This is a genomic window from Saprospiraceae bacterium, from assembly GCA_016715965.1.
GTDB lineage: Bacteria > Bacteroidota > Bacteroidia > Chitinophagales > Saprospiraceae > Vicinibacter.
This window is the reverse complement of the sequence record JADJXG010000001.1, coordinates 1,528,325-1,552,895: the sequence shown is the minus strand read 5'-3', so window position 1 is coordinate 1,552,895 and position 24,571 is coordinate 1,528,325. Positions and strand designations below refer to the sequence as shown.

General features: G+C 39.9%; 21 protein-coding genes. 10 read left to right on the top strand and 11 right to left on the bottom strand.

Annotated features, from left to right (window positions below):
* The first annotated feature begins 54 nt into the window (after positions 1-54).
* Both IPM48_05795 and IPM48_05790 read left to right on the top strand, forming a co-directional pair.
* Positions 55-762, top strand: coding sequence for a hypothetical protein (locus tag IPM48_05795; protein ID MBK9271088.1), 708 nt, complete (start codon positions 55-57; stop codon positions 760-762).
* The gene (locus IPM48_05790; protein ID MBK9271087.1) at positions 740-934 is read left to right on the top strand and encodes a T9SS type A sorting domain-containing protein; all 195 of its coding nucleotides are present in this window, start codon (positions 740-742) and stop codon (positions 932-934) included. The genes IPM48_05795 and IPM48_05790 overlap by 23 nt, the downstream gene beginning before the upstream one ends.
* Positions 935-1,036: 102 nt before the next feature.
* On the opposite strand, the gene IPM48_05785 is transcribed toward IPM48_05790, so the two are convergent.
* The 4 genes from IPM48_05785 to IPM48_05770 form a co-directional block, all read right to left on the bottom strand.
* A complete protein-coding gene (locus IPM48_05785) occupies positions 1,037-1,564 on the bottom strand; it encodes a GNAT family N-acetyltransferase (protein ID MBK9271086.1) in 528 nt (175 codons plus the stop codon).
* Between the two features lie 300 nt (positions 1,565-1,864).
* On the bottom strand, positions 1,865-2,578 hold the full coding sequence (locus tag IPM48_05780; protein MBK9271085.1) for a DUF4386 domain-containing protein: 714 nt from the start codon (positions 2,576-2,578) through the stop codon (positions 1,865-1,867).
* Positions 2,579-2,598: 20 nt separating this feature from the next.
* Complete coding sequence (locus tag IPM48_05775; protein MBK9271084.1) at positions 2,599-3,000, bottom strand: hypothetical protein; 402 nt, start codon at positions 2,998-3,000, stop codon at positions 2,599-2,601.
* A gap of 28 nt (positions 3,001-3,028) precedes the next feature.
* A complete protein-coding gene (locus tag IPM48_05770) occupies positions 3,029-4,696 on the bottom strand; it encodes a serine hydrolase (GenBank protein MBK9271083.1) in 1,668 nt (555 codons plus the stop codon).
* A gap of 199 nt (positions 4,697-4,895) precedes the next feature.
* Between IPM48_05770 and IPM48_05765 the strand changes: the two genes are divergently transcribed.
* Together IPM48_05765 and IPM48_05760 are read left to right on the top strand one after the other, a co-directional pair.
* Positions 4,896-5,975, top strand: a complete 1,080-nt coding sequence (locus tag IPM48_05765; protein MBK9271082.1) for a histidine kinase — start codon at positions 4,896-4,898, stop codon at positions 5,973-5,975.
* Positions 5,968-6,660 carry a response regulator transcription factor gene (locus tag IPM48_05760; GenBank protein MBK9271081.1) on the top strand — a complete coding sequence of 231 codons (693 nt, stop codon included), beginning with the start codon at positions 5,968-5,970 and terminating at the stop codon, positions 6,658-6,660. Before IPM48_05765 ends, IPM48_05760 begins: the two co-directional genes overlap by 8 nt.
* A gap of 355 nt (positions 6,661-7,015) precedes the next feature.
* Here the strand turns inward: IPM48_05760 and IPM48_05755 are convergent, their stop codons facing one another.
* The 3 genes from IPM48_05755 to guaB all read right to left on the bottom strand — a co-directional run bounded on the left by IPM48_05755 (position 7,016) and on the right by guaB (position 14,321).
* Positions 7,016-10,285 (bottom strand): PD40 domain-containing protein, encoded by a 3,270-nt coding sequence (locus tag IPM48_05755; protein ID MBK9271080.1) that lies wholly within the window; start codon positions 10,283-10,285, stop codon positions 7,016-7,018.
* Between the two features lie 504 nt (positions 10,286-10,789).
* Positions 10,790-12,019, bottom strand: coding sequence for a hypothetical protein (locus IPM48_05750; GenBank protein ID MBK9271079.1), 1,230 nt, complete (start codon positions 12,017-12,019; stop codon positions 10,790-10,792).
* Between the two features lie 820 nt (positions 12,020-12,839).
* On the bottom strand, positions 12,840-14,321 hold the full coding sequence (gene guaB, locus IPM48_05745) for an IMP dehydrogenase (GenBank protein ID MBK9271078.1): 1,482 nt from the start codon (positions 14,319-14,321) through the stop codon (positions 12,840-12,842).
* Positions 14,322-14,369: 48 nt separating this feature from the next.
* On the opposite strand from guaB, the gene IPM48_05740 reads away from it, so the two are divergent.
* The 6 genes from IPM48_05740 to murI all read left to right on the top strand — a co-directional run bounded on the left by IPM48_05740 (position 14,370) and on the right by murI (position 18,285).
* Complete coding sequence (locus tag IPM48_05740) at positions 14,370-14,825, top strand: nucleoside deaminase (GenBank protein MBK9271077.1); 456 nt, start codon at positions 14,370-14,372, stop codon at positions 14,823-14,825.
* Between the two features lie 264 nt (positions 14,826-15,089).
* Positions 15,090-15,716 (top strand): SMC-Scp complex subunit ScpB, encoded by a 627-nt coding sequence (scpB, locus tag IPM48_05735; protein ID MBK9271076.1) that lies wholly within the window; start codon positions 15,090-15,092, stop codon positions 15,714-15,716.
* The gene (locus tag IPM48_05730; protein MBK9271075.1) at positions 15,706-16,221 is read left to right on the top strand and encodes a DUF2480 family protein; all 516 of its coding nucleotides are present in this window, start codon (positions 15,706-15,708) and stop codon (positions 16,219-16,221) included. Before scpB ends, IPM48_05730 begins: the two co-directional genes overlap by 11 nt.
* Positions 16,222-16,381: 160 nt before the next feature.
* Positions 16,382-16,906, top strand: a complete 525-nt coding sequence (locus IPM48_05725) for an OmpH family outer membrane protein (protein MBK9271074.1) — start codon at positions 16,382-16,384, stop codon at positions 16,904-16,906.
* Between the two features lie 55 nt (positions 16,907-16,961).
* A complete protein-coding gene (locus tag IPM48_05720; protein ID MBK9271073.1) occupies positions 16,962-17,474 on the top strand; it encodes an OmpH family outer membrane protein in 513 nt (170 codons plus the stop codon).
* On the top strand, positions 17,464-18,285 hold the full coding sequence (murI, locus tag IPM48_05715; GenBank protein ID MBK9271072.1) for a glutamate racemase: 822 nt from the start codon (positions 17,464-17,466) through the stop codon (positions 18,283-18,285). The genes IPM48_05720 and murI overlap by 11 nt, the downstream gene beginning before the upstream one ends.
* Positions 18,286-18,754: 469 nt before the next feature.
* On the opposite strand, the gene IPM48_05710 is transcribed toward murI, so the two are convergent.
* The 4 genes from IPM48_05710 to IPM48_05695 all read right to left on the bottom strand — a co-directional run bounded on the left by IPM48_05710 (position 18,755) and on the right by IPM48_05695 (position 24,544).
* Positions 18,755-22,591 carry a T9SS type A sorting domain-containing protein gene (locus IPM48_05710; protein MBK9271071.1) on the bottom strand — a complete coding sequence of 1,279 codons (3,837 nt, stop codon included), beginning with the start codon at positions 22,589-22,591 and terminating at the stop codon, positions 18,755-18,757.
* 100 nt (positions 22,592-22,691) lie between these two features.
* Positions 22,692-23,321, bottom strand: coding sequence for a response regulator transcription factor (locus IPM48_05705; protein MBK9271070.1), 630 nt, complete (start codon positions 23,319-23,321; stop codon positions 22,692-22,694).
* Positions 23,322-23,435: 114 nt separating this feature from the next.
* Complete coding sequence (locus tag IPM48_05700; GenBank protein ID MBK9271069.1) at positions 23,436-24,191, bottom strand: hypothetical protein; 756 nt, start codon at positions 24,189-24,191, stop codon at positions 23,436-23,438.
* Between the two features lie 29 nt (positions 24,192-24,220).
* Positions 24,221-24,544 carry a hypothetical protein gene (locus IPM48_05695; GenBank protein MBK9271068.1) on the bottom strand — a complete coding sequence of 108 codons (324 nt, stop codon included), beginning with the start codon at positions 24,542-24,544 and terminating at the stop codon, positions 24,221-24,223.
* Between the last annotated feature and the right edge of the window lie 27 nt (positions 24,545-24,571).

The window sequence follows — 24,571 nt, the reverse complement described above, 5'->3', positions numbered from 1 at the left end:
ATTTTTATAAAGTTAAAAACTAATATTTACACCAGCTTTTTTCAAGTCCATATAATGTCCATTTTACGGTGCTTCATTTTATTTCTTCTTGCACAACAGCTGGCCGGGCAATCAGTGCCTGTCATATCCCGATTGACGGTCAATGACGGACTCTCCCAAGAGATGATCTTTGATATGATCCAAAGCAAAGATGGATTTATCTGGATTGCCACCAAAGACGGACTCAACCGGTACGATGGCTCCCGATTTAAGATATTTTCACCGGATCCGTTTAATCCATTTGCAGTGGGTGGTGGCGAAATTCGTCAATTATTCGAAGATAGTCGTGGCTGGATTTGGGTAGAACATGAAAATGGTTTGGATATTTTGGATGTTGGGAGCGATCAATTCTTTCATGTGAATATAGAAGAGCATTATTCCTTCCTATGTAAGCTTGTGGAGCTGGAAGACGGAACGATTTGGTTTTGTGGACAGAATGAAGTAATCAAGCTGTTGCCAAATAAGGACCTATTAATTGCTGCGACAAAAAACAAGCAGGCCCATATTAAAATTGAGTTCAATTCAATTTCTCTGGACAAAATGAAAGATGGGTCACATGGCACATTGCTCCTACATAAAATCCATTACAGCAAGACCATATCACTCCTTGTAGGCACAACTCATGGCTTATTTAAAATTGACCCCAGCACTCAGATTGTTTCTGCAGAATATCCGATGCCAGGGATCAGATTTCATCTTTATGGAATTGTTAGACCAAGGTAAAATCAAAGAATATCAATGGTATGATGCCCAGGGTAGATTAATTCTTTCTAAAAATCTATCTGATTTTTCGAATACAAATCAATTAGATGTAAGCCAGCTTCCTTCAGGAGCTTACCATTTAAAAGTTCTGTCAGAAAATAAAACATACACTAGAAGCATCCTGGTTCATTGATTTCAATAACCTATCTTCTATCCTGTAGCCGGGACCCTGACTCTGATCGGAGTTGAAGTCCCGGCTAATTTTTTTCTACAGTTATATTAAATTAAGTATCTCTCAGCTGTGCTCTACTCTTACTTTCAACATGATATCTGTTTGATCTTCATCGCCCAATTTGAAAATATGCCGGTCAAATTCAACAAAACCAATTCTTTCATAAAACCTGATGGCAGCTGTATTTTTTTCCCAAACGCCCAGCCATATATAGTCAAGCTTATGTTGTCTTGCTATATGAAGTGCCTTTTCATAAAGGGCTTGCCCTACTTTTTGGCCTTGATAATTGCGTAAAACATAAATGCGTTCGATCTCAAGAGCATTGTCTTCCTTCATCTCGGTTTGTGCCAGACCATGATTTAGTTTTATATATCCTATTCGCTCTTGATGAATGCTTGCAAAGTAAAACTCAACATTTTCATCCGTAAGTTCTGCACTTAACTGTTCTAAAGAAAAAGCCTCAGTTAAATACTTCCTCATATTTTCCTCAGTATTGCCCATGGCAAAGGACTCATAGAAAGTCTTTATGCTGATTTCCCGCAGTTCATCAAGATCCTTGAGACTAAGTTTTTGGAATTCTATTCTACTCAAAATTTCCAAGATTGAAGGGAATTTTAGATGGCTAAAACTATTATGGAAATGGTTTCCAAGAGATGATAACAAATGAACGAAAAAATAAATTTAAGCTAAAAATTCACATAGATAATGATCATTTTTGACAAATTGTTCAGTCAAAGGAATTTGTATATTTCTCAAGTGCCTTTTGCCATTCTAAGCAATTATACAATGTAGAGAATAATCTTTCATTTCCGTTGGATCAAATTTTTACTGTATTACCACATTTGTTTTTACAGGACTGGTCCAAAGATATGTTGTTTGCAAAGGGTAAAATTAAATTTTGTTTTCTTCCAACAGATCTTTCTGATGAATGTTAGCCCCTTTGACTACTAGCCATAACATGATTGAAACTTCTCCCAGAGTCCAAATGGGAGTCGATAATTTAAAAACAAAATCCTGATAAATTGGAAAAATTAAATGGGTCAAACAATGAATGACATAGGCTATTCCATTAAGTATCAAAAATGTACCCAATATTCTTGGGATAAATCCTGATTGATACACCAGATATCCAAACGGGAAAAGCCATAGACCCCAAAACATTTCAAGCGCAATAGAAATGTAGTCGTTTATTTTTATGATAAACATGGACAGATCTTGTCGTTGGTAAAGTTCAAATGTTTTTAATATTTCACCTTTAAAAAGCATGAGTGAGGTCAGATCCAGGGCATTCATGATAAAAAAGACCGGAATTTGGACCAATACCAATACCACCATCAAAAGAGCCTGCGCTTTGTGAACTTGCACAAACATGCGATACAATAACAAAACGATAAAAATCCAAAGGATGCTACCAATTAAGCCATTGACGATCCCTGTTCGGTATATGAATTCGTTCGCCAGAAAATTGGCAGCGGTGGCCGCAGCATCTCCTTTGACATAAGTTTTTGATTGTACATATACAAGACTATAAAATGCAGTAAATATCCAAAGGAGATAGAAGATTCCAGTCAACCTCGCTGTTTTCTTTAGTTCATTTGCGTTCATAGAAGTGGATTTAAAAAATTTTAACGCCAGGGGTCCCCATTCTTAATTACATATTGAAACCAAACATATTTCCAGGGAATGACAAAAAGAAAAATGACTCCTGTCAAACAATCATAGGTCGTATTCAAATTTATCTGATCCATTTGTCCTGAAGTCCAAAGTGGCAGCGCAATGGCGATAAGCCAGACAGATTTCCAAATGAGTTCGAAGAAAAGAATGGGTAACATGGCCAAAGGATAACGGATTCCAATTAATGCAAGAATGGATACAGCAGCGAGCATGCTACATCCAACACCACGCCATAAAGGCAGAATGGATGTGTGTCCAATGATGGTAGGCCATATTGTAAAGCCCAGTCCCACTGCTACAAAAAGGTAGACCGCTCTCAATAGATAAAGTCTGAAGATAGATATGTCATTCATTTTTTATGATTACAGCTTTATAAAATTTCTATTGTTCATTTAATTTGATCGCTTCAATTTGTCTTCCTCCCTGGTTCAGGATTACTTTTGTAATTTTCCCCGCACTGTCTTTCATAAATTCAAATTGAGCATCTTCCACCTTGGCAAAAAACTTGTTTTCTGTCTGAGCATAAATTTCAAACGGGTCTTGTCCGACTACTTTTATAAAGATTCGCGATTCATCCCGGACAACCTTAAAAGTGAAAGCCGATGGAATTTCATAATCACCCTCATAACTTGCTAAAATCTTCTCTTCCAGCTTGATTCCGTTTTCATCCGGAATCGGTTTATTTGTTTTAAGGAATGATTCGTTTCCAGTGAGTTTCTGGAGAGTGAATGAGACTATTTCTCCCTGATGATTTCTATCAAATTCAATGGTTTCCATTAAATCATCTGCGAAATAAAACTTGTCTATTTGATAGGGCTTTAATTGGAATTTGGGTCCTCTGCCGGAATGAAAATAGAGTTGATTTTCAATGACTGTAATCAGATGTTGGCGACCCATTTGATTTTCATAAAGTCCTGAATAATGAGACAACACTTTTTTATCAATGATGATTTCCTCATATTGGTAGGGCTTTCCGATGGTCAATGCGGCCAATCTCCTGACAATATCCTTGGGATAAGTACAATCACAATTTGTTAAGATCACAATAAATACATCATCCTTTGGCAAATGGAGTTCCATGGTTCCATAACCTTCGATCATCCCGCCGTGCCAAATGCTTGGACGATCGTACAAGTATCCAAGACGCCAACCATAGCCATAGTCCACTTCTTGCCCATCCGACAATTTATATCGGTTGAAAGCTTTGTCCATGGTTTCTTTCCTGACCAATTTGTAAGAATGAACTGCCTCATGCCATTTAAAAAAATCTGAAACCGTGGTTTGGATTGCTCCGGCAGAGAAAATAATCGTCTCATTTAAATATCTCGAGTTTTCATAACCTTGGTTTCCCATACTATAAGCACCCACACGGTTATTAATAATTCTTTTGTTATTGGCAAAATGGGTATTCGCCATTCCCAATGGCTTAAAAATATTTTCATCCAGGTATTCTGCATATTTTTTACCGGAAATTTTTTCAATAATGTAACCCAGTAAAAAGTATCCAGAATTGCTGTATTCCCATTTTGTTCCCGGTGCAAATCGCATTGGCAGGTTCTTGAAGAAATCTATGACCTCCTCCGGTTTACAATCAACCGCCAATTTCTTTTCCGGGTCTTTGATTCCTGAATAATTATGAATGCCAGAGGTATGGGTGAGCAAATGTTCAATGGTGATTCTATTTCCCTGCGTAGGATAATCAGGAATAAATCTGGTGATTTCGTCGTGCAGTTCTAATTTTCCCTTTTCGATCAATTGGAGGATGGCGACCGCAGTAAACTGCTTACCAATGGAAGCCAACCAGAATACATGATCTGTATGCATGGGCACATTTAATTCAAGATTCGCCATACCGAAAGCCTTATGATAGATAACCTGTCCTTTTTTTGAAACCAAAACAGTAGCACCTGTTTCATTTGGTTTGAAATGCTCCGACAAGATTTTGTCAAATTGATCCATGGGAAGATCTACTACCTTGTCCTGACCAAAAGCTACCTGGAAGCAAGATCCAAAGATGAGAATGAATGCGGATAGAAGGAACTGTTTCATGTATATAAATCTATTTGAGTTTAAACTGAAAAAAATTCAATAAGCTGATACAATACGGTGCAATGTTATACCAATGTAATCTGTTAATAAGCGCTGCGTCAACAAACAACAAGAAATGGTCTACAAACGACACAAAGATCTTGTATCGTGAGAGAGCAGATGTAAAAACAATTGCTGAACTTTGCCCTTAAAAACAGGTATGAAATTTTCTTCGGCCTTCAATCGATATCAATTTTATTTGTGGTCAGGGCTTGCCTGGCTTTTGTTATGGATTTTTTCTGCATTCATGACACATGAAGAAACCTTTGTTCCACAAGTATTGAATGAGGTATGGAGAGCAGTCTTTATTACGGGGGTCCATTTGCTTTTCTTTGAATGGAGCGTACCCTATATCATAAAGAAGAGAAAAATGATCTATGTCAACTTTCTGGCCGGGATCCTTTTCACAGGCTTACACTTTATACTCCTTTCATTTGGATTGTATGGCTGGAAAGTACTGGGAGTCCAATGTCAGATTTATACCATTTTAAGGCATGTAAGCATCGTTCCAGACACCGCGTATCAAAGAATGATGGAAGATGTTTTGTTTCAAGCTCAGGGCGGATTCAGCTCCTTTATTTTCTTTGGTCTGTCTAAACTTTTATACGATAATTACAGACTTAAACAAGTCACCCAACAACTCTTGCTTGAAAAAAAAGAAGCAGAATTGAATTACCTCAAGTCCCAAACAAATCCTCATTTTTTATTCAATACATTGAATAATATATATTCGTTGGCCATTGAGAAATCAGACCAGACTCAGGAATCTATTTTGAGATTGTCTTCCATATTGAGATTCATGCTGTATGAAACCAGTGAAAAGTTTATCAGCCTGGAGCAAGAAATAGCCATTGTCAACGATTATATTGCCCTTGAAAAACTGAGGTATGATGATTCTCTCAAAGTAAATTTTGTATATGACATAGATGATAAGGAACAGAAACTGCCGCCTCTCATGTTGATACCCCTGGTCGAAAACGCATTCAAGCATGGTGTCTCTGAATCCAGTCATTTGCCCTTTGTGGATATCCATCTCTCTGTTCAAAACAATCAATTGTGCTTCAAGGTAAAAAATTCAAACGAATATTCCGGAGAAGAAAAGATGATGAAGGAAAACATTGGACTTACGAATGTCAAAAAGCAACTTCAACTGCTTTATACTGATTACGACTTGAGCTTCCATTCCGTTGACTCCGTCTTTGTAGTTACATTAAAAATTAATTTGACAAGCCATGTCTAATATCAAGTGCATTGTGATTGAGGACGAACCCTTGGCCATGAAAGTACTCATCGAATATATAGGACAGGTACCATTTTTGGAACTAGAAGGAAGTTTCCGAAATGCACTGCTGGCTATTGAATTTCTGCGTGAAAATAAAACTGATCTCATTTTCCTTGATTTACATCTGCCAAAACTAAAGGGAATAGATTTCCTGAAAACCCTGGTTCACCCGCCGGCTGTTATTTTTACAACCGCCTATCATCAATATGCCTTGCAGAGTTATGATCTGAATGTGACAGACTATCTTCTCAAACCCTTTTCATTCGAACGCTTTTTGGTCGCCGTCAATAAGGTAAAGATCACTCGCCAAGATGGTTCAGAGACTGATGATGCACCTACCAGGAAAGACTACATTTTTCTGAATGTTCAAAAGAAAAAAGTGAAAATTCTCTATTCCGATATTTTATACATTGAGAGTCAAAGGGAGTATATCAAGATTGTGACGATCAAAAATCAATTTACGTCAAAGTTGAGTACCCATGAAATGGAAAGCCTGCTTCCTGAAAAACTTTTTAAGAGAATACACCGTTCCTTTATCATCTCAACGACCAAAGTTGAATCATACACATCAGAACAAGTTGAAATAAATGGAATTTCTATTCCCATCGGAAGGGAGTACCGTGGAATTATGGAGAATTTATAAACACAGAATTAAGATAAGCTGATAATGTTCAAATGCAAGCCACTTGGATTCAAATATGGTGGCTCCACTGGACCGAAATTTGTACAGGAGTGTTTAAAACAAATCTATCCTACAACATGCGATTTTCTAATGAAGAAAGTCAGCAGCTCAAAAAAAAATATCAGCTTATTTTATTTGGTATTTTGGAGATATTAATTCTTCCATATTGGCTGTTTCATTTCTTCTTTGTTGTTGTTGCGTTCGTATAAGCGATCCAAAGGAGGTTCTTCAAGAATCCCATTATATTCCAAAATGGTTTTAGTGTTTGATTAGATATTTTATCATAGCGATTTTGGAGTGCTTTGGACCCTGCGAATCACTTTCCAATTTGTTTTTTAAGCTCTTCTACTGCCGCTTCCAATTGCTGATCGCGACCGCGGCTCAACTCGTCGGGATCATTGGGTACCAGCAAATCCGGCTCCAACTGTTGATTCTCGAGGTATTTGCCATTGGTATCCACCATTCCCACCTGCGGTATTCCAAAGACCACTCCGTTTTGAAGTCCTTCCCACCACACAGCGGTACCGGTACCCGGAACTGGCATACCAATCAACTTACCAATCCCCAGCGCGCGATAAGTATATGGAAACATGTGGGCATCCGAGTAATTGCCTTCGCTCATCACTACTGCGCTTGGTTTTCGCCACTTGAATTGAGGTTCATTGCCGATGTTTTGGTCACGGGGCATAAAGGTCATATAGGTTTTGCCATTCAAAAAAGTAGCCAGATCGTCGTGTAGCCATCCTCCTCCGTTGAAACGGGTGTCCACCACCAGCGCATCTTTTCCGGCATTTTTTCCAAGAGCTTCCTCATACACGGTGCGGTAACTCTGATCATTCATTCCGCGAACGTGGACATAACCAATGCGGCCTCCACTCAGACTGTCCACGATGCGCCTGCAACGTTCTACCCATCGTTTGTAGCGCAACTCTCCCTCTTCTCCGAGTCCAATGGGTTTGACCACCTCCTCCCAGCGGGTTTTGCTGTCAGGATCGTAAAGTGACAAAAGGGTGGGTTTGCCGGTTTTGCGATTGAGCAGGCTGTGGTAATTGGTCTCCGTTGTAATTGTATTGGCATCTATCTTTTCAATAATCACTCCGGCTCTTATTTTAGATCCGTTTTGGATGACCGGACTTTTGGCCATCACTTCCTGAATTCGCAGACCATTGCCGGTATAAGTCTGATCATAAAATAATCCCAATGATGCCGTTTGATCACCCAGGGGAACGGACGGACGAAAACGAGCTCCTGTATGCGAGGCATTTAATTCTCCCAATAGCTCGCTCATCATTTCTGCAAAGTCAAAATTGTTGTTGATGTAGGGCAGAAAACGGCTGTAATCTTTTTTGTATCCTTCCCAATCCACCCCATGCAAATCTTTTACATAGAATTTTTTCTTGGCCTGTCTCCACGCGTGTTCAAACAAATAGGAACGCTCCACATCTTCGTTGAGGGTCATTTCACCTTTTATTCCGATGCTTTCCTGCTTTCCGCTTTCCACCTCGACCTTGATCATTTTTCCATCGGTCAAGAGATAAATGAATTTGCCTTCTTTATCAAGCGTTAAAGAACCGGCTCCATCAGCTGCCAACTTCAGGAGAATCTTGGTTTCTTTTGTGCGCAATTCTGTCTGCCAAAGGTCAAAGCCTTTTTCAAACCTGGCCAAATAAAACATCTTTTCACCATCTTTGGAAAGGATGGCATCACCCAGCAGGGAAGAATGTATGGTCAGTCTTTGTTTCCGGTCTTCAATCCCATCCAATTCAAATTTCAGAGGCTCTATCTTTTTTTGTTCCTCTTTTTTCTCTTTTGTTTCCGTTTCGGATTTATTTCTGGACTTGTCCTCTGCTGGATTGCTTTCTTTTTCTTTCTCCTTGTTTTTCTCTTTTTCTTCCTCCTTCAAAATTTCATATTCCTCTTTGCTCAAGATAAATCGGTCGTAGGCCTCCTGTGTAAAAAACATTCCATAGACATCTGCCTGACCTCCCCAGCTGGCGTCATTTTTCATTCCATCCCGATCGCTAAACCACAGCATCATTTTCCCATCCATCATCCATTTGGGCTGAAAATTGCTGTATCCGCTTTTTGTAAGGTTGATTGGTTCTTTACCTCCTGCGGCATCTACGAGACCTGCCTGGCCAATCCACTGATTGGGCTGAAGAAATTCTGCCAGTAACCATTTGCTGTCAGGTGACCAACGAAAATGTTGATCTCCGTCTGCATAACTGTAATTGCGATCTCCCGGTAAAACTGTTCGGGTTGCTTTACTGGATAGGTTGAACACGCGCAATGTCGTGCGCTCTTCCCAATAGGCAACTTCCTTTCCATCCGGAGAATAGGCCGGTTGAAATTCTTCAGCATCAGTCGCAATTAATGCAATCTCTTTCAGAACGGTTGAATTGAAAAAAAACTTTTCTTCTTGTCGTGCCAGGGTACTTTGATAAATATTCCAACTACCATTGCGTTCGCCGGCATAGAGAATGCTTCGACCATCAGGACTGAAACTGACCGATCTCTCTTGTTCCGGAGTGTTGGTGATTCTTTTTGTGTGGCCCTCCTTGACAGAAGAAACGAAAACCTCACCTCTATGGACATAGGCCACTTCTTTCCCATTGGGAGACAGCGTCATTTCTGAAATTCCATTGCCCACCGAAATGGTTTTTGAAGGATTATAACGCTTGTCGTTTAAAATTTTAACGGTGATTTTTTTTGCTTCACTACCTTCCTTCATGGTGTACAACATTCCATCCTGACTGAAGCACAAGATACCTTCATTGCTTATGCTCAAGGACCGAACAGGATGCCGTTGAAAGAAACTGAGCTGTATTGGATTGCTTCCATCCAATCTCATTTTCCAAATATTAAAACTGCCACTTCGCTCACTCAGAAAATAGCAATTTTGTTGATCCGGAGCAATTACAGGATGTCGGTCCTCTCCTTCAAATTTGCTAAGACGGGTGTATTTACCGGACTTCACTTCATATTTCCAAATATCCCTGGCCACACTACTGGTATGATGCTTTCTAAATTCATCCTCATAGCCCTTCCGATCGTGAAAGACCAGCAGAGATCCATCGCGATTGAATTTGGCAGCTTCCGCGGTCGTCGTCAGCAACAAACGAGGCATTCCCCCAGCTACGGAGATGCGGTATAGTTCCGGAAGAATTCCCGAGGGAAACTGTTGATGAGAAGCTGCATCCAGTTGGCTGGAACTGTAGATTACTTCTTGATCGTTGCTCGAAAAATCACTGGGAAATTCACCGGCCGAATGATAAGTCAGGCGTTGGGCTGAGCCTCCGGTGGCTGGCATCACAAATACATCAAAATTCCCATAGCGGTCGCTGGCAAAAGCGATCTGACGTCCATCATGTGACCAAACCGGCATAAAATCGTATGCCTCGTGTACGGTCAGTGGAGTAGCGACACCGCCTTCTGATGAAACACTGTAAAGGTCTCCCTGATAACTAAACAATATGGTTTTTCCATCCGGAGAAATGGAAGGATACCGAAGCCATAAAGCTTCTTGCTGTGCACGAGTTTGAGCGCTGATGGCCATCAGAGCAATAAGAAGAAAAATATTTTTCATAATCGTGGTTGAATCAATTGATTTTAAAATTGAATGAATGAACCGCCTTGATGGTATGACAAACTCGAAGATCAGAAGACAGTTGATTCATTGCGAGGACAAAGAAACAAATGAATCATGAATTTAAGTGAATATAACCACATAAAAGAAAGCTTATCTTAAGCCAAGGCAGGATTTGTTTGCATTATAGGGGGGCATAGAAAAAAGTGTCCTTCGTGCTTTTATTCCAACTGTAACCCCACCTAAGCAATCCTTCAACAAAATCATTATTGCATGGCATTGACTTTGATATTAAAATTCGAGACCTTCGTGAGAATAACCAGTAAACTGCCCTGACAATAATCATTTATTTGACGTATTTGATTTAATCCACGAGACTTTTCCAATATCCAAGCTGATTCTTGTGAATCATAAAAACAAGTCTCCTCCCATTTGAATTAAATCCTTGATATCGCTCAAAAAATGTTCTGAACCAAAACATCCAAAGTTCAGCATTAAAATAAATTATTTCACCACAATCAATTTAATCGTTTGTATAAAGTCAGCTGCTCTTACTCTGCAATAGTAAATTCCCGGAGGGTGAGATTCTGCATTCCATTCAATCATTTGTCTACCCTGCACCATTGGTTCATTCCTTAAGTTGTCTATGGTTCTTCCAAATTCATCTAAAATATCTACCGTCATTCGATCACCACGCATCAAATAAATAGGAATTTGGGTAGTTGAGCTGAACGGGTTGGGAGAATTTTGTTCAACAAAATTCTTTGGATACAATGTTGACAATTCTTTGGTTGAACTCACCAACGAGTTGGTCCTGAATACTCCGATTTCAATTCCTGCTAAAATCTGATCTCTTGCATTGATGCCCAATTTGCACACATAGGTATTGGTCAACCCTTGATTAAACCAAGTCCAATTTTGGGCATTGTCGGTGCTGCGCAATACACCATGGGGGCTCCCAATATAAATATCATCAAAACGGTTGATGACAATTGACCGAATCGAAGATGTTTTGAAAGCAGAATTGTTCAGACATTGGGTCCACTGGTCACCATTATTGGTAGACCGATACAATTCACCTTTATTGGTTCCAAGAAAGAGATGACCTTTGGAATTAATGGCCAAATCATTAATCTTGTCGCCCTTCAAGCCTCTGTTTATATTAAACCATTTGGAACCCTGCTGCGTAAATCTATATACTATACCTTGATCCGTACCGGCAAAAATATGATCCTTATCGTTAATTCTAATCACACTTACACCTAAATGAAGTAATCCTGCATTAAATTCTGTCCAACTCTCTCCTTTGTCTTTAGAGATATAAATTCCCATGGTTCTTGACCCCACAAAAATATGACCTGCAGAATTAAATGCAATCGATTGGATGCAGCAAGCCGGCAAGCCATTGGTCAGATGCTTCCAGGTTTGGCCTCGATCTGCAGATCGGTAGATGCCCTCTGAAATGGTACTCGCAAAAAGAAATCCATCTTTGTTGATGGCCAATGTGGAAGGAAAACAATTGTCAAAATAAAATTGGGTAGGTTCCCAGCTTGAGCCATGGTCATCAGAATAGTATATCCTGTCACAAACCGCTTGATACATACGTCCATCCTTATCCAGTACGAAGGAATTGACCAAACCAATGGGAGGTGAATCCACCCACTCCCAATAATCCTGGGCTACCGCAAATTGCCCGATTAAAATAAGTATTGCACAAAATAGTTTCTCTTTCATCACATTCGATTTTTTGTAAATAAATAATTGATCTTTATCCACATTTGAAGTGAATATCTATACAAATATAATACAATCTAATGATTGGTGAAAGAAAAGAGGACAAAGTATTGTGGTATTTATTACATTTTAAGCAATATGATCAGTAGTACTCAAAATGTAAGATTCTCATTCGAAAGATATTGCGAAATAGTTTTATACAAATCTGGATGCTAATTAATTCTATCTATCATCACAAAATTTATTCTCTATCCAATTGGATGTGTTATAAATGATGTAATTTGAAATGCGATGATATGAATCTTCATTGCGAATTATATTTTCGCGGAAACCTGATTGCCACTGAAATTGAGGATTGATTTAGTGGGTAGTAATGGTTACAGCCGATTTAAATCCACGAATCATCGAAGCCAAATTTTTTGATTGGGGACCAAATCTGTTTTTGGGGGATTGTTGGAATTGGTATTTATCGCATAGACATCATGCATGGTGTCTCTACGATCGGAATCATGTTTCGTATTATATGGATTTTACCAATGACTACGATGGCATGAAAATGGTTTGGCATCACAATATAATGGCCTTTGGTTAAATTCATATCCTGACGTATATCAAATGTTTTCAATCATTCGATTTCAACGATATTACCGATTTCTGATAATTGCATTTTTCCATCCAAAATATCACCGAAATAGTAATGACGATTATGGGTACAGATGGTCATAAAATACAATGCAGCAGAACCGTAATCCGAATTTGTTAATCGGGCAGATGGAATCCTATATTTATATTTATATTTTTCCATCGTTGTATCACACCCTTACCTCCTGCTATAATTCGGGGACTCCTTGGTGATGGTGATATTGTGGGGATGGGATTCAGTGATACCGCTATTGGTGATGCGTACCATTTTTGCATTTTGTAAATCAGTAATGGTGGCTGCTCCCACATATCCCATGCTGGCCTTCAATCCACCAATATACTGAACCATGACTTCTGAGACTTTTCCTTTGAATGGAAGTCTTCCTTCGATGCCTTCCGGCACCAGTTTTTTGATGTCGTCTTCCACATCCTGAAAATAACGGTCTTTGGATCCTTGCTGCATGGCGCCAATGGAACCCATACCACGGTACACTTTAAATTTTCTTCCTTCAAAAATGATGGTTTCACCCGGTGCTTCCTCGGTCCCTGCAAAAAGCGATCCCGCCATGATGGTGCTTGCTCCTGCCGCGAGGGCCTTGGGTATGTCACCGGTATATCTAATTCCTCCATCGCCAATAATGGGGATTCCTTTTTTCTTCAATGCGTGTGCCGCCAATGCGATCGCGGTCAGCTGTGGAACACCGACCCCCGCCACCACACGGGTGGTACAAATGCTACCGGGTCCGACTCCCACCTTGACCCCATTGACACCTGCTTGAGCCAAAGCCAAAGCGCCTTCTCCAGTGGCGACGTTGCCTCCGACGATCTGCAGATGTTTGAATTTTTTTCGGAGGGACTTGATCATATCAAGTACTCCCTTGCTGTGTCCATGGGCTGTATCCACACAAATCACATCGACATCTACAGCTACGAGTGCCTCCACCCTTTCTATCGTATCGGAGGCAATGCCCACTGCTGCTCCAACCACCAAACGACCTAAATTGTCCTTGCACGAATTTGGAAAATTCTCCAACTTCATAATATCCTTGTAGGTAATCAAACCCATGAGGGTTCCATCTTTCTTGACCACGGGCAATTTTTCGATCTTGTATTTCTGGAGAATGGATTTTGCTTTGGTCAGATTGGTTCCAACCGGTGCAGTGATCAGATTTTCCCGTGTCATAATTTCAGAAATCGGTCGGTTGGGATGCGCCTCAAACCTTAAATCGCGGTTGGTGAGAATGCCCACCAGTTTGCTGGATTCATCGATCACCGGAATACCGCCAATGCTGTGTTGCTCCATCAGGGCAAGTGCTTCCTTTACCTTTGCATCCGCTTTAAGGGTTACGGGATCGATGATCATACCGCTTTCAGAGCGTTTCACGCTGCGGACTTCAGAAGCCTGATGTTCGATGCTCATGTTCTTGTGGATCATGCCAATTCCTCCCATCCGGGCCATTGCGATGGCCAGGTCTCTTTCGGTAACGGTGTCCATAGCGGCTGAAACGATGGGTACGTGAATCCTGATATCAGTGGTCAACCGGGTGCTAATGTCCGTTTCTCTGGGCAATACCTCGGAATAGGAAGGAACCAGTAAAACATCATCAAAGGTCAGAGCTTCCTGACCCGGAAATTGTGCTGCGAAGAAGTTTGTTTCCATCTGCAAAGATATATCTTTACGCCTCTAATCCATTAAATTTTTATCATTTTGCTATCAGTTTTCAACGATGAATATTTTATGAAAATGGCACTGGCTGAGGCCAGAAAAGCCCAATTGGCGGGTGAAATACCGATCGGAGCCGTCCTTGTGCACCAAAACAAAATATTGGCTAAATCTCACAATCAAACGGAGTTATTGCACGATGTGACCGCGCATGCTGAAATGTTGGCCATCACATCCGGTTCTGAATTTTTGGGAAGCAAGTATTTAAAAAATTGCAGTCTATTTGTCACCCTCGAACCCTGTGTGATGTGTGCAGGAGCTCTTCGTTGGTCTCAACTCGGTCGTCTGGTGTATGGGGCAGAAGACGAAAAACTTGGATTTATGCGTTATGGTAAAGATCTGCTCCATCCCAAGACTCAGGTCGAATTTGGCTTATGCTCTGAGGAGGCAGGTCTCCTGCTAAAGAAGTTTTTTAAGGATAAAAGAGGGATCAAAAAATAAAGCAGGTTAATAATTTAACATAAAACAAAGGTTTTTTCTGCCCGGCTAAAATCAAAATCACCATATTTGTGTTCTTGTTATTGTAACTCCTTGATTGAAATTTTCCATAAGCATTAAAGATATTAGTTTTCACTTGGTTTTTTGGGGTTATGCAGGGTGCTGCCCCGCTCGGGGTGGTGCCCTGTCTTTTTAAATAAAGAATCCATTTTCTATTTTATTTCATCCTCTGACTCCTACTCTCTGACTGTTTTCTAACTTTGCACCATGGAATCAAGCCAATACATACCTGCTATAGAAAGTCTCATCTTTGCGGCGCCACAAGCCATTCTCAAAGAAGACATTAAATATTGCCTTGAAAACAACCAGGGCCTGAGCATTCATATAGAGCTTATCGATGAGGCTCTGGAGGCTATCCGCCAGAGATACGAATCACCAGAATTTGGCATTGAGCTCAAAGAAATCGCCGATGGTTTTCAATTCTTGTCCAAACCCGATTACTTTCCTCTGATAGCCGACTACATTAAGATCAATAATCGGAAAAAGCTATCTCGGGCTGCCATGGAGTCACTGGCCATCATTGCTTACAAACAACCCATTTCGAAATCTGAAGTAGAGCAAATACGCGGTGTCAACAGCGATCATTCGATCCAAAAATTGCTCGAAAAAGAACTAATCGAAATTAAAGGAAGAAGCGAAGGACCCGGAAAACCCATTCTTCTGGGCACTAGTTTAAGGTTTATGGAATATTTTGGATTAAAAAGTCTGTCCGATCTTCCCAAACTCAAAGATTTTGCTCCACCTGATCAGGAAATCGGAGAAGCACCGCCCATCGAGGAAACCATCGAGCTCGCTCCGGTGTTGGATAATGAAAAATCCGAAGATGAGCAATGAAACGACCTTGGTCAACCGGGTGAGCAACAGCAAACTGGTCACCATAAAGCTCGAACCATACCTTCCTCAAAAACCCATCGTGTCTTTTGACCTCAAACCATTTCTGTTTAAAGAGTGGATATTAAAAGAAGCTGATTTCAGACAGGCTTTGAAAGAATTGGATTGGAATCAATACGAAAACAAAATGTTGGCTGTTTGGTGCTCAAACGATGCCATCGTGCCGACATGGGCCTATATGTTGATAGCCAAACACGCCGCAGAAAAAGAGATCGCTCTGAGATTTGGGAACCCGGCAGAAGTCACCCGGCAAGTCATTGGTGAAAATATCAACCAAGAAGATTGGAGTCAATACGAATCTGCAAAAGTGGTTATCAAGGGCTGCAGCGATCTGGAAGTCCCTGCTTCCGCCTATCTGTTGGTCACTTCCAAACTCATCCCCTTTGCCAATAGTATCATGTACGGAGAACCCTGCTCAACCGTTCCAGTCTATAAAAAAGCCCGATAGTGGATATTGACTTCGGACAGTCTTCTTTTTAATTTCCCTCGATCGTTTTTATTCAAACAATACAAAAATGTGAAACAGCGGTACTAAGATGTTTTAACATTCGTTTAAGAAACTTATCTGATCACCGCTTGTCTAATCCATAATTCTCAAAATTAAAACCATGAATAAATTTAAATTGCTCTTCTCCTCTCTTTTAATGTTGGCTCTGGGACTTACCGCTCAGGCACAAAAATTTGCCCTTGTGGATGTCAATCAGGTGCTCGAAAACCTGGATGATTATAAAAAAGCACAAGACGAACTGGATCGGGTGGCAGCAGTCTGGAAACAAGAAATTGCGGTAGAGTATGATAAAATTAAAGCTTTGTACAATAAATACCAGGCAGAACAGGTCCTTCTGACAGATGAGCAAAGAAAACTCAAGGAAGAGGAGATAATGAATCGGGAAAAAGACGCCAGAAAACTTCAGAAAGACAAATTTGGCGAGGACGGCGAGCTTTTTAAAAAGAGACAAGACCTGGTCAGACCCATTCAGGACAAGGTATATGCAGCCATTCAGGATTATGCACTGGCCAGGTCCCTTGATGCCATTTTTGATACCAGCGGCACGGCCGGCATTATCTACTACAACAAGGAGCTGGACAAAACAGAGGACATCATCAAGAAGCTCAAAGGTTTGTCCAAATAAACCGGTTTTATTTTATAAATTTAAAATATCTTTGCAGCCTTTTAATTTCAATAGTATGAAAATCAACATATTAACTTTAGCTTTCTCATTGATCTGCTCTTTGATCGGTTTGGATGCGCAGACTCAGAAATTTGGATATGTCAATAGCCAGGCTTTGCTATCAGAAATACCGGAAGTGAAACAAGCAGATGCCAACCTGCAGGCATTTCAATCTCAACTGGAGAAAAAGGGTCAGCAAATGGTACAGGAATTGGAAGGTAAATACAGAGATCTCCAAAGACGTGAGCAGAGCGGAGAAATATCTCCCAAAGCGCTCGAAGAAGAAGCCAAGATGCTGAAACTGGAAGAAGCAAAATTAGGAGAATACGAGCAGGAAATGCAAAAACAACTAATGGCCAAAAGGCAGGAAGTATTGCAACCTATTCTGGACAAAATAAATGAGATCATTAAACAGGTTGCCAAAGAAAATCAATTCACCTATATTTTTGATTCCAGCTCGGGAATTTTACTTTTCGCAGAAGAGTCGATGGATGTTACAAAATTGGTGAAAACCAAACTTGGAATCTAATCTAGGAGATAGCAGACCCATTGGGATCTTTGATTCCGGAATCGGTGGATTGACCGTAGCTCAGGCCATTCACCAAATTCTTCCCCAAGAACATTTCATCTATGTAGGCGATACAGCTCACATGCCCTATGGAGATAAATCCATTCAGCTCATCCGGCAGTATTCCATCCGCCTTGCGGAATATCTGGTAGATCAGAGAAATTGCAAAGCTCTTGTCATCGCATGCAATACAGCTTCTGCCGCAGCTTATGAATATTTGAGAGATGCTTTAAAAGGTAAAATTCCCGTGATCAATGTCATCGATCCCATGGTGGAGTTTCTGGTGGCCTCAAATGACATACTACACCCAGGAATTATCGCCACAAAGACCACCATTGGTTCTGGTGTATATCAGGAAAAATTGTCGAGAAGAAAACCAGGACTGAAATTTTGTGCTTTGTCCACTCCCTTACTGGCTCCAATGATTGAGGAAGGATTTTACAACAACAACATCAGCCATGTCGTACTCGAAGAATATCTTTCCGATCCTGTTTTGAAAAATATTGATGCACTGGTGCTCGCCTGCACCCACTATCCTTTGATCAAAAAGGAAATCGAAGCGTTCTATCAATTCAAAATAAAAGTCATTGATTCTGCTCTGGTGGTAGCAGAAAAATTAAAATCCATTCTGACCAAGGAAAAACTACTCTCTTTGAACGTATCGCCCAAACAAAATGAGTTTTTGGTTACGGATTATTCAGAGCACTTTGAGAAAACGACTCAGTTTTTTTATGGAGAATTGGTCCGGCTCCAAAAACTGGATTTGCCTTAAAACCAGTATGGGACTGGTTTCAAAAAATGAAATGGTTATTTATCATGCCAAGTCAGATATAGGCAATGACATCATCCATCCTATCAGCGAATCATCAGACGACAATTAGCGGAAGTCGGGTACTGAGGATTGATAAAATTTCAAGAAAAGAAATACACATAGTTGCATTCTATCCAAAAGGACTTGCCCATCATTTTTGTTTTTGATTTTGCAGAAGACCATTCCAGAAGTATTTGGATCGGAGGATTTACGAGCTGTCAAACTCAATGTGAAATAAGGATCGAAATTTGGGATTTATTTTTAGAATATAAGGGCATTTAAATGGGATTATGTTCGTACGCTTAGCAGCAAATTGGTGCCGTACTCAATTGTTAAAATATTTATCCTGCACTTTATGAAAAGATATTCATAAAGCACAGGATAAACAATGTACATAGAACTTTTAGTAGTAAAACCTTAAATAGCTCTTTTATTCATTTTTTATGAGTTTACCAGCATTGACCAGATATTTATCTTTAATCATAATCCGATAAAAATAAATACCACTTTTCAAATCTTCAGTATTTATCAAATTGCCATTTGTGGATAACTGAATATGAGTAACTTCTTTGCCAAAGGCATCATACAAATAAAATTGAGCGCCGACGGTATTGGATAAGTTCTCAATTAAAAGTTGATCATTCACTGGATTTGGATAAACATTAAAATTCAGATCGGTCTCTTCGCCAACAGAATTAATGGTTGATACTGTCACACGGCCGGTGATTGTATCCGATTGCACCAAACCTGATCGGGTATAAGCCTGAAGAGGTACCGGGCTATTGACAAACTGAATTGGGCTGTTCCTCCCAACCTGTCCTACAACCCTGAATATAAATTTTGCAATGACTGATCCATCTGAAACAGACTTACCGGTCCCATTGTCGAACCATGTTGACACAATTTTCCCAGGGCTTGTTGTGGATTCAAAGTTTCCAGCACTTAAACCCAAGGAATTGACTGCCGGTGGTTCAAATCTCAAAAAGCGAATAACTGTCGTATCCCATTGTAAGGTATAGTCCAATGAAGTTATGTTGTCAAAACCTTTTACCATTAATTTAACTTCCACCTCTGAATTTTGCATCGCGGTATGTTTTGATAGACTTAATTGAAGCGGAGCAGCTCCCCGAACTTTCAGAACAGATTCCTGCAAAGTCGCAGAATAATCAACATCGCCAACCTTCATGGCTATGAAATCCAGTCCCACCTGAGCTTGACCAACATTGTTGAGTGTAATATTTGTTTGAAGTTGATCCATGAAAGGATTTGAAATGTCTGAAAATATTTGGTTCTTTCTTATAAATCGCCAGGAAGAAACCGGAGGAATCAGCGAATCTCCCAATATCAAACGCTGTGTCAGGTAAAGATCTCTGCCGTTTATTGCATTGTTACCATCATAATCCGCTGCTATGATCCTGTAAGGTCCTGGTAACCTCTCACCCAATATGTGTCTTTGAATCAAATAAAGATCTCTGCCATTGATTCCATTTCTAAGATGTGTATTTTTCACGGGCGTAATTGTAAAATTTCCTCCTTTGGGCAGACTCGTAAAGCAATAATTTCCATTATTCTGATTGTAACCATTGACTGCTTTGGATCCAGATACAATTAAGTTGACATCCGAAACCGGCACATTGTCTATTCTACTTATTCCACCACATAATTGAATGAAATTTTCATTGATTACCACAGAACCCTTACCAATATCCAACGGAACTGTTTGAAGACTTCCGTTTCTGCTGGCTAGAGCATACGGTACGGTTGGAACATCGGTAATGGATATATCTGTTTTGCCGGATGCAGCCTTTATTTTTAATAATACATTAAACAAAACCTGACCATCCGGAACAGTCACAGTGGGTTGATTTTGAGAAAACCAGCTGATTCCAATGTTTGATGCAGAGGTTAAATTGAAAGCCGGAGTAATCGCCTTTCCCTCAATACCCAAAATATTTAAAATATTAGGATCATCTGCTTTGAGTGAAAACTCCATCGCGGCCATATTGGTAAAATTCGAAGCAGTTATCGGAAAACTCACATCTTCACCCGATTCAACCGATAGGTTGGTGGGCATTACGATACGAGGTCTTGGGATACTTCCCCCTCCGGTCGTGCAATTCACCCTTAGGGTATAGCTACCCACACGATCATAATAAGATTCTACTACCACATAATACAAGCCTGGATTTAAGGTCACATTGATCAATTCATTCGTCGTACCGGCATTAAAACTGGATGATACGCATTTGTCCGGGTTGCATTCTGATAAAAGGTAGATATCGAAATCACTACCTTGAGACATACCAGTCAAATCTATTCTTACCATCTGTGTTGCATCAATATTAAAGCTGTATACTTTTTCCTTGCCGCGACCTGCAAATCCGTTGAGTGTACCTTTGGTATTTGTCAGTCCACAATAAGTGCTGACATTGTTGACCCCATCGGAGTTTGTCTCGGTGACTGGTGTGTTGCAGTTTAAACTTCTTGCATTGACGCAACTCAGGTTACCACATGTAACTGTCAACTCAAATGGACCATTTTCGCTGGGACGGAATCCATCCACTGCGATGTAATATCTTCCATCTGGTAAATTGTCAAATCTGATGAGTTCGGCATTGCCTCCGGATGGTCTGCGTGGTTCGGTACTTTTGCCAATGCAATTCAATCCTGTGGCATCGCACCGATCGAAAAGAAAAATGTCCAGGTCGGTATTGGCCACCAGACTGATTTGCAATGATCCGCTTCCTGAATTTTTATCCAAAACATAGACCTGGTCAGCTCCATCGAACAATGAATTTGTTGCTAAACAACTATAGTCTGTTCTACCAAATTCAGATGTTTTACCGATGGTCGTTCCGCTTAAAGTCTGACTACACTGAATCGGAATAGCATTCTGGCATTTTCCGGATGAGGAACATTCGCTCTGTAGTGCCCAAATCACAATATCAATAGTCTCCCATCTATTTTGATTTCCATAACAGATTAAGTTTCCAGAATAGTCCCTGACAACATCATGAAAAGGAAATTCATCAGTAAAGACAAGATTTGGGTAATTTACCGTCCAAATAGGTGTTTTTAAATCCCAATCCAATTTCTGAATTCCCGGATAGTTGACAAATCCCTGGTAACTAACACCTGACAGTGCTAATTTATTGTCACAGGTGAGTTCTAAACCAAACGCTCTAAAACCGATAAAGGGATTTCCTTGCTCAAAACTTTGAACGGCTAAAAAATTTCCCAAAGAGTTAAGCTTGAGCAGCCAACTTTCACTATTGACATTGGCAGGTCCATAGGGTATGGTCCCTTCCGTGCAGCTACGGCCCAATATCACAATTTCACCATTCGGATGGACTACCATATCTCTCCAGGAATCCTGTGAATTGCCTCCATAGCTTCGGTCCCAGACTGTTGATAAATTAGGACTAATCTTCATCAGCCTAAGGTCGGAATCATAACAATTACATTCGTCAATAACGTTCTCGTTGATTTTATATCCGAGTAGAATATAATTATTATCAGCTGTCTTTTGTATGGGATATTCCGCGGTTGGTTTTATAACATTGCCTGAGGTACTTCCAATACTTGGTGTTTCATCATTGTTTAAATGAACTACGCACGAGGCTTCCAAACGAAAATCTTCCATTGTCCTTCTAGCAATTTCAGTTCCCTCATGGCTTAATCTAACAAGAACTGTGTGCCTAGTATTTATACTGCTCTGAGCCCAAACCAGAAACCCTTCTTGGGTGCTGATAAACCTAATGGGGTTATACCCATTAAAATCTATTGGCCAGATATCTCCAACTCTTCTGGCCCAAATTTCATCTCCTGTGTTTTTATTGATTTTTACTAAATGAAATTGATTGCTCAGATTAAGCCCATTTCTCAAATACCCTCCAAGAACTATCCCATCATTAACCTCTATGCCATGGTTTACATAACTATCGTATGCATTTAGTTGATTATTTGGTGGCAGTAAAATCTTTTTCCATAACGGCTTGCCCTGATGATCCAGCTTTATAACATAAGCCTGATTTCTTTTGTAGCTACATGAATAACAAAAATTAAAGTCATCCTTTGTTGATCTTGTACTTCCAATTACAAAATATCCCCCATCCTGAGCCGGAATTACATCGTTAACCACATTGTGTATGTCTCCTCGGAGATGTCTGTACCACTTTTCGTTGGGTGGATTGCCTGTTTGCGCAAATGCGATGGTTACGCAGAAGCCAAGCACAATCAATAGTCGTAATTTTTTTAATTTCATCATTTTTATGGATTTAATGGTTAAATAATTCCACAAAAATAGATGGGCCTCTAAACGCAGGAATATAACCAAAGTTATATCATCAGATACCTTTAACTAGTATCTACTTCAGAGGATGGTTAATTTTATTAATCGCCTCTGTTCGGTTGGATACCTGAAGTTTTTCGTAAATTTTGTGAATGTGTTGCTTGACTGTACCGGTGGTGATACCCAGCAGATCTGCAATCTCCTTATAATACAATCCTTTGGCTAAATGCACGAGAAGCTCATTCTCTCTGGATGAAAGTCCGGCGAGATTTTGATTAGAAACGATGGGAATTTTGTTGAAAAAGTTCAACACTTTTCTGGCAATGCTGGGGCTCATGGGTGAACCGCCTGCGTACAATTCTCTTACAGCCTCAATGATTTTATCCGGTGGAGAAGATTTTAAAATATATCCTCTTGCACCAGCCTGTAGCGATAGAAATATTTTCTCATCGTCCTCATACACAGTAAACATACAAAATTGAGTACCCGGACAGAGTTCGCTCAGATACATGATCGCTTCTATACCTGATTTATTGGGCAACCCAATGTCCACGATCATAATATCTACCGGATTTGCCGGAAGAAACTGCATGGCTTCCTCAGCATTGTGGTACAATTGCCGGCATTCCATATCTTTTTGTGATCCAAACAACTGTTGGAGTCGTTCTGCAATTTCCTTAATATCCTCCAGAATCGCTACTCTCATATCACGTACCATTTAGTTTGAAAATAAATTCATTCCTTGTATCGACAAAGCTCAGGTTTTTAAGAGAGCAAAGATAAAATATATGAATTGCCATGTTTTATTGGATATTTTAAGCTAAGCCCCGGAATCTTGATCTTCAACCAATAACAGAAGTATGCTCAACTGAGTTCCTTGATCGGAAGACGATAAATTACATTGTGCCCCAATCTGTTCCAATCTCTTTCTGATATTGTTCAATCCGTTACCTGATCCCGAAGCTTGAACTTCATTAAATCCGCGACCGTTATCCGATAAGGTCAATCTGAAAGAATGATCAATACATTCAATTTTCATCATCACTTCAGAAGCATGCGCGTGCTTAACAACATTGTGCAGGAATTCTTTTACAACAAGAAATAAATTTCTTCTTTTAATTGTACTGAGATGGACTTCATTCTGAAAATCAGGGCATTCAAAGACCAATTTGAGTTTGAATGGGTCCAGGTATTCATAGGCGTACCTTCTGACATACGCGCATAAATTGGCCAAGCTGTCCAGATTTGAATTCATAGCCCAAATCAGTTCACTCATGTTGCGAACCAGTTGACTGCTGTAATCACCAATTCTTTTCAGATATATTTTATCTTCCAGCGGATCATCTGATTCAATGGCCCTGTCTGATAAATAACGGATGTTGGTAAGACCTGAACCAAGGTCGTCGTGCATGTCGGAGGCAATTCTGGCCCGCTCTTGCTCGATGAGTTGGATCCTCTCAATCATCATTTTCTGTTGTTGGATTTGAATTTCTCTTTGCAATAACTCTGCATGGTGTCTTCGTTTCTGAGCAATCATAAAAAACCAAACCAAGATGCCACTCAATACCAATGGCATTATGAATGAAATGATAACAATATATAAAATCAATTCTCTGTTTTCCAATTCAAATAAGCTATTTGTAAATAGGACAAACTTAAAATAATGTTTCCGACTTTTACCAATACATAGATTTCTTTGGATAAACCAATGTCTATTTTCATGATCAGAGGATTCAATAACAAGATGGTAAAACAAGCGGTATAAAAAAATAAAATTCCAAAACTTAAATAAAACATTGGGCTCTGGCTAAATTGATGCGCTCCATTATCCACTAAATGTTTAAGATACATCATCGCGAGAATACCTATAAAAACCATTCCAAAAGTATAACTGATATGATTAAATTTATAAAAACCTGATATACCCATATTCTCAAAAATAACCAAAATTATATA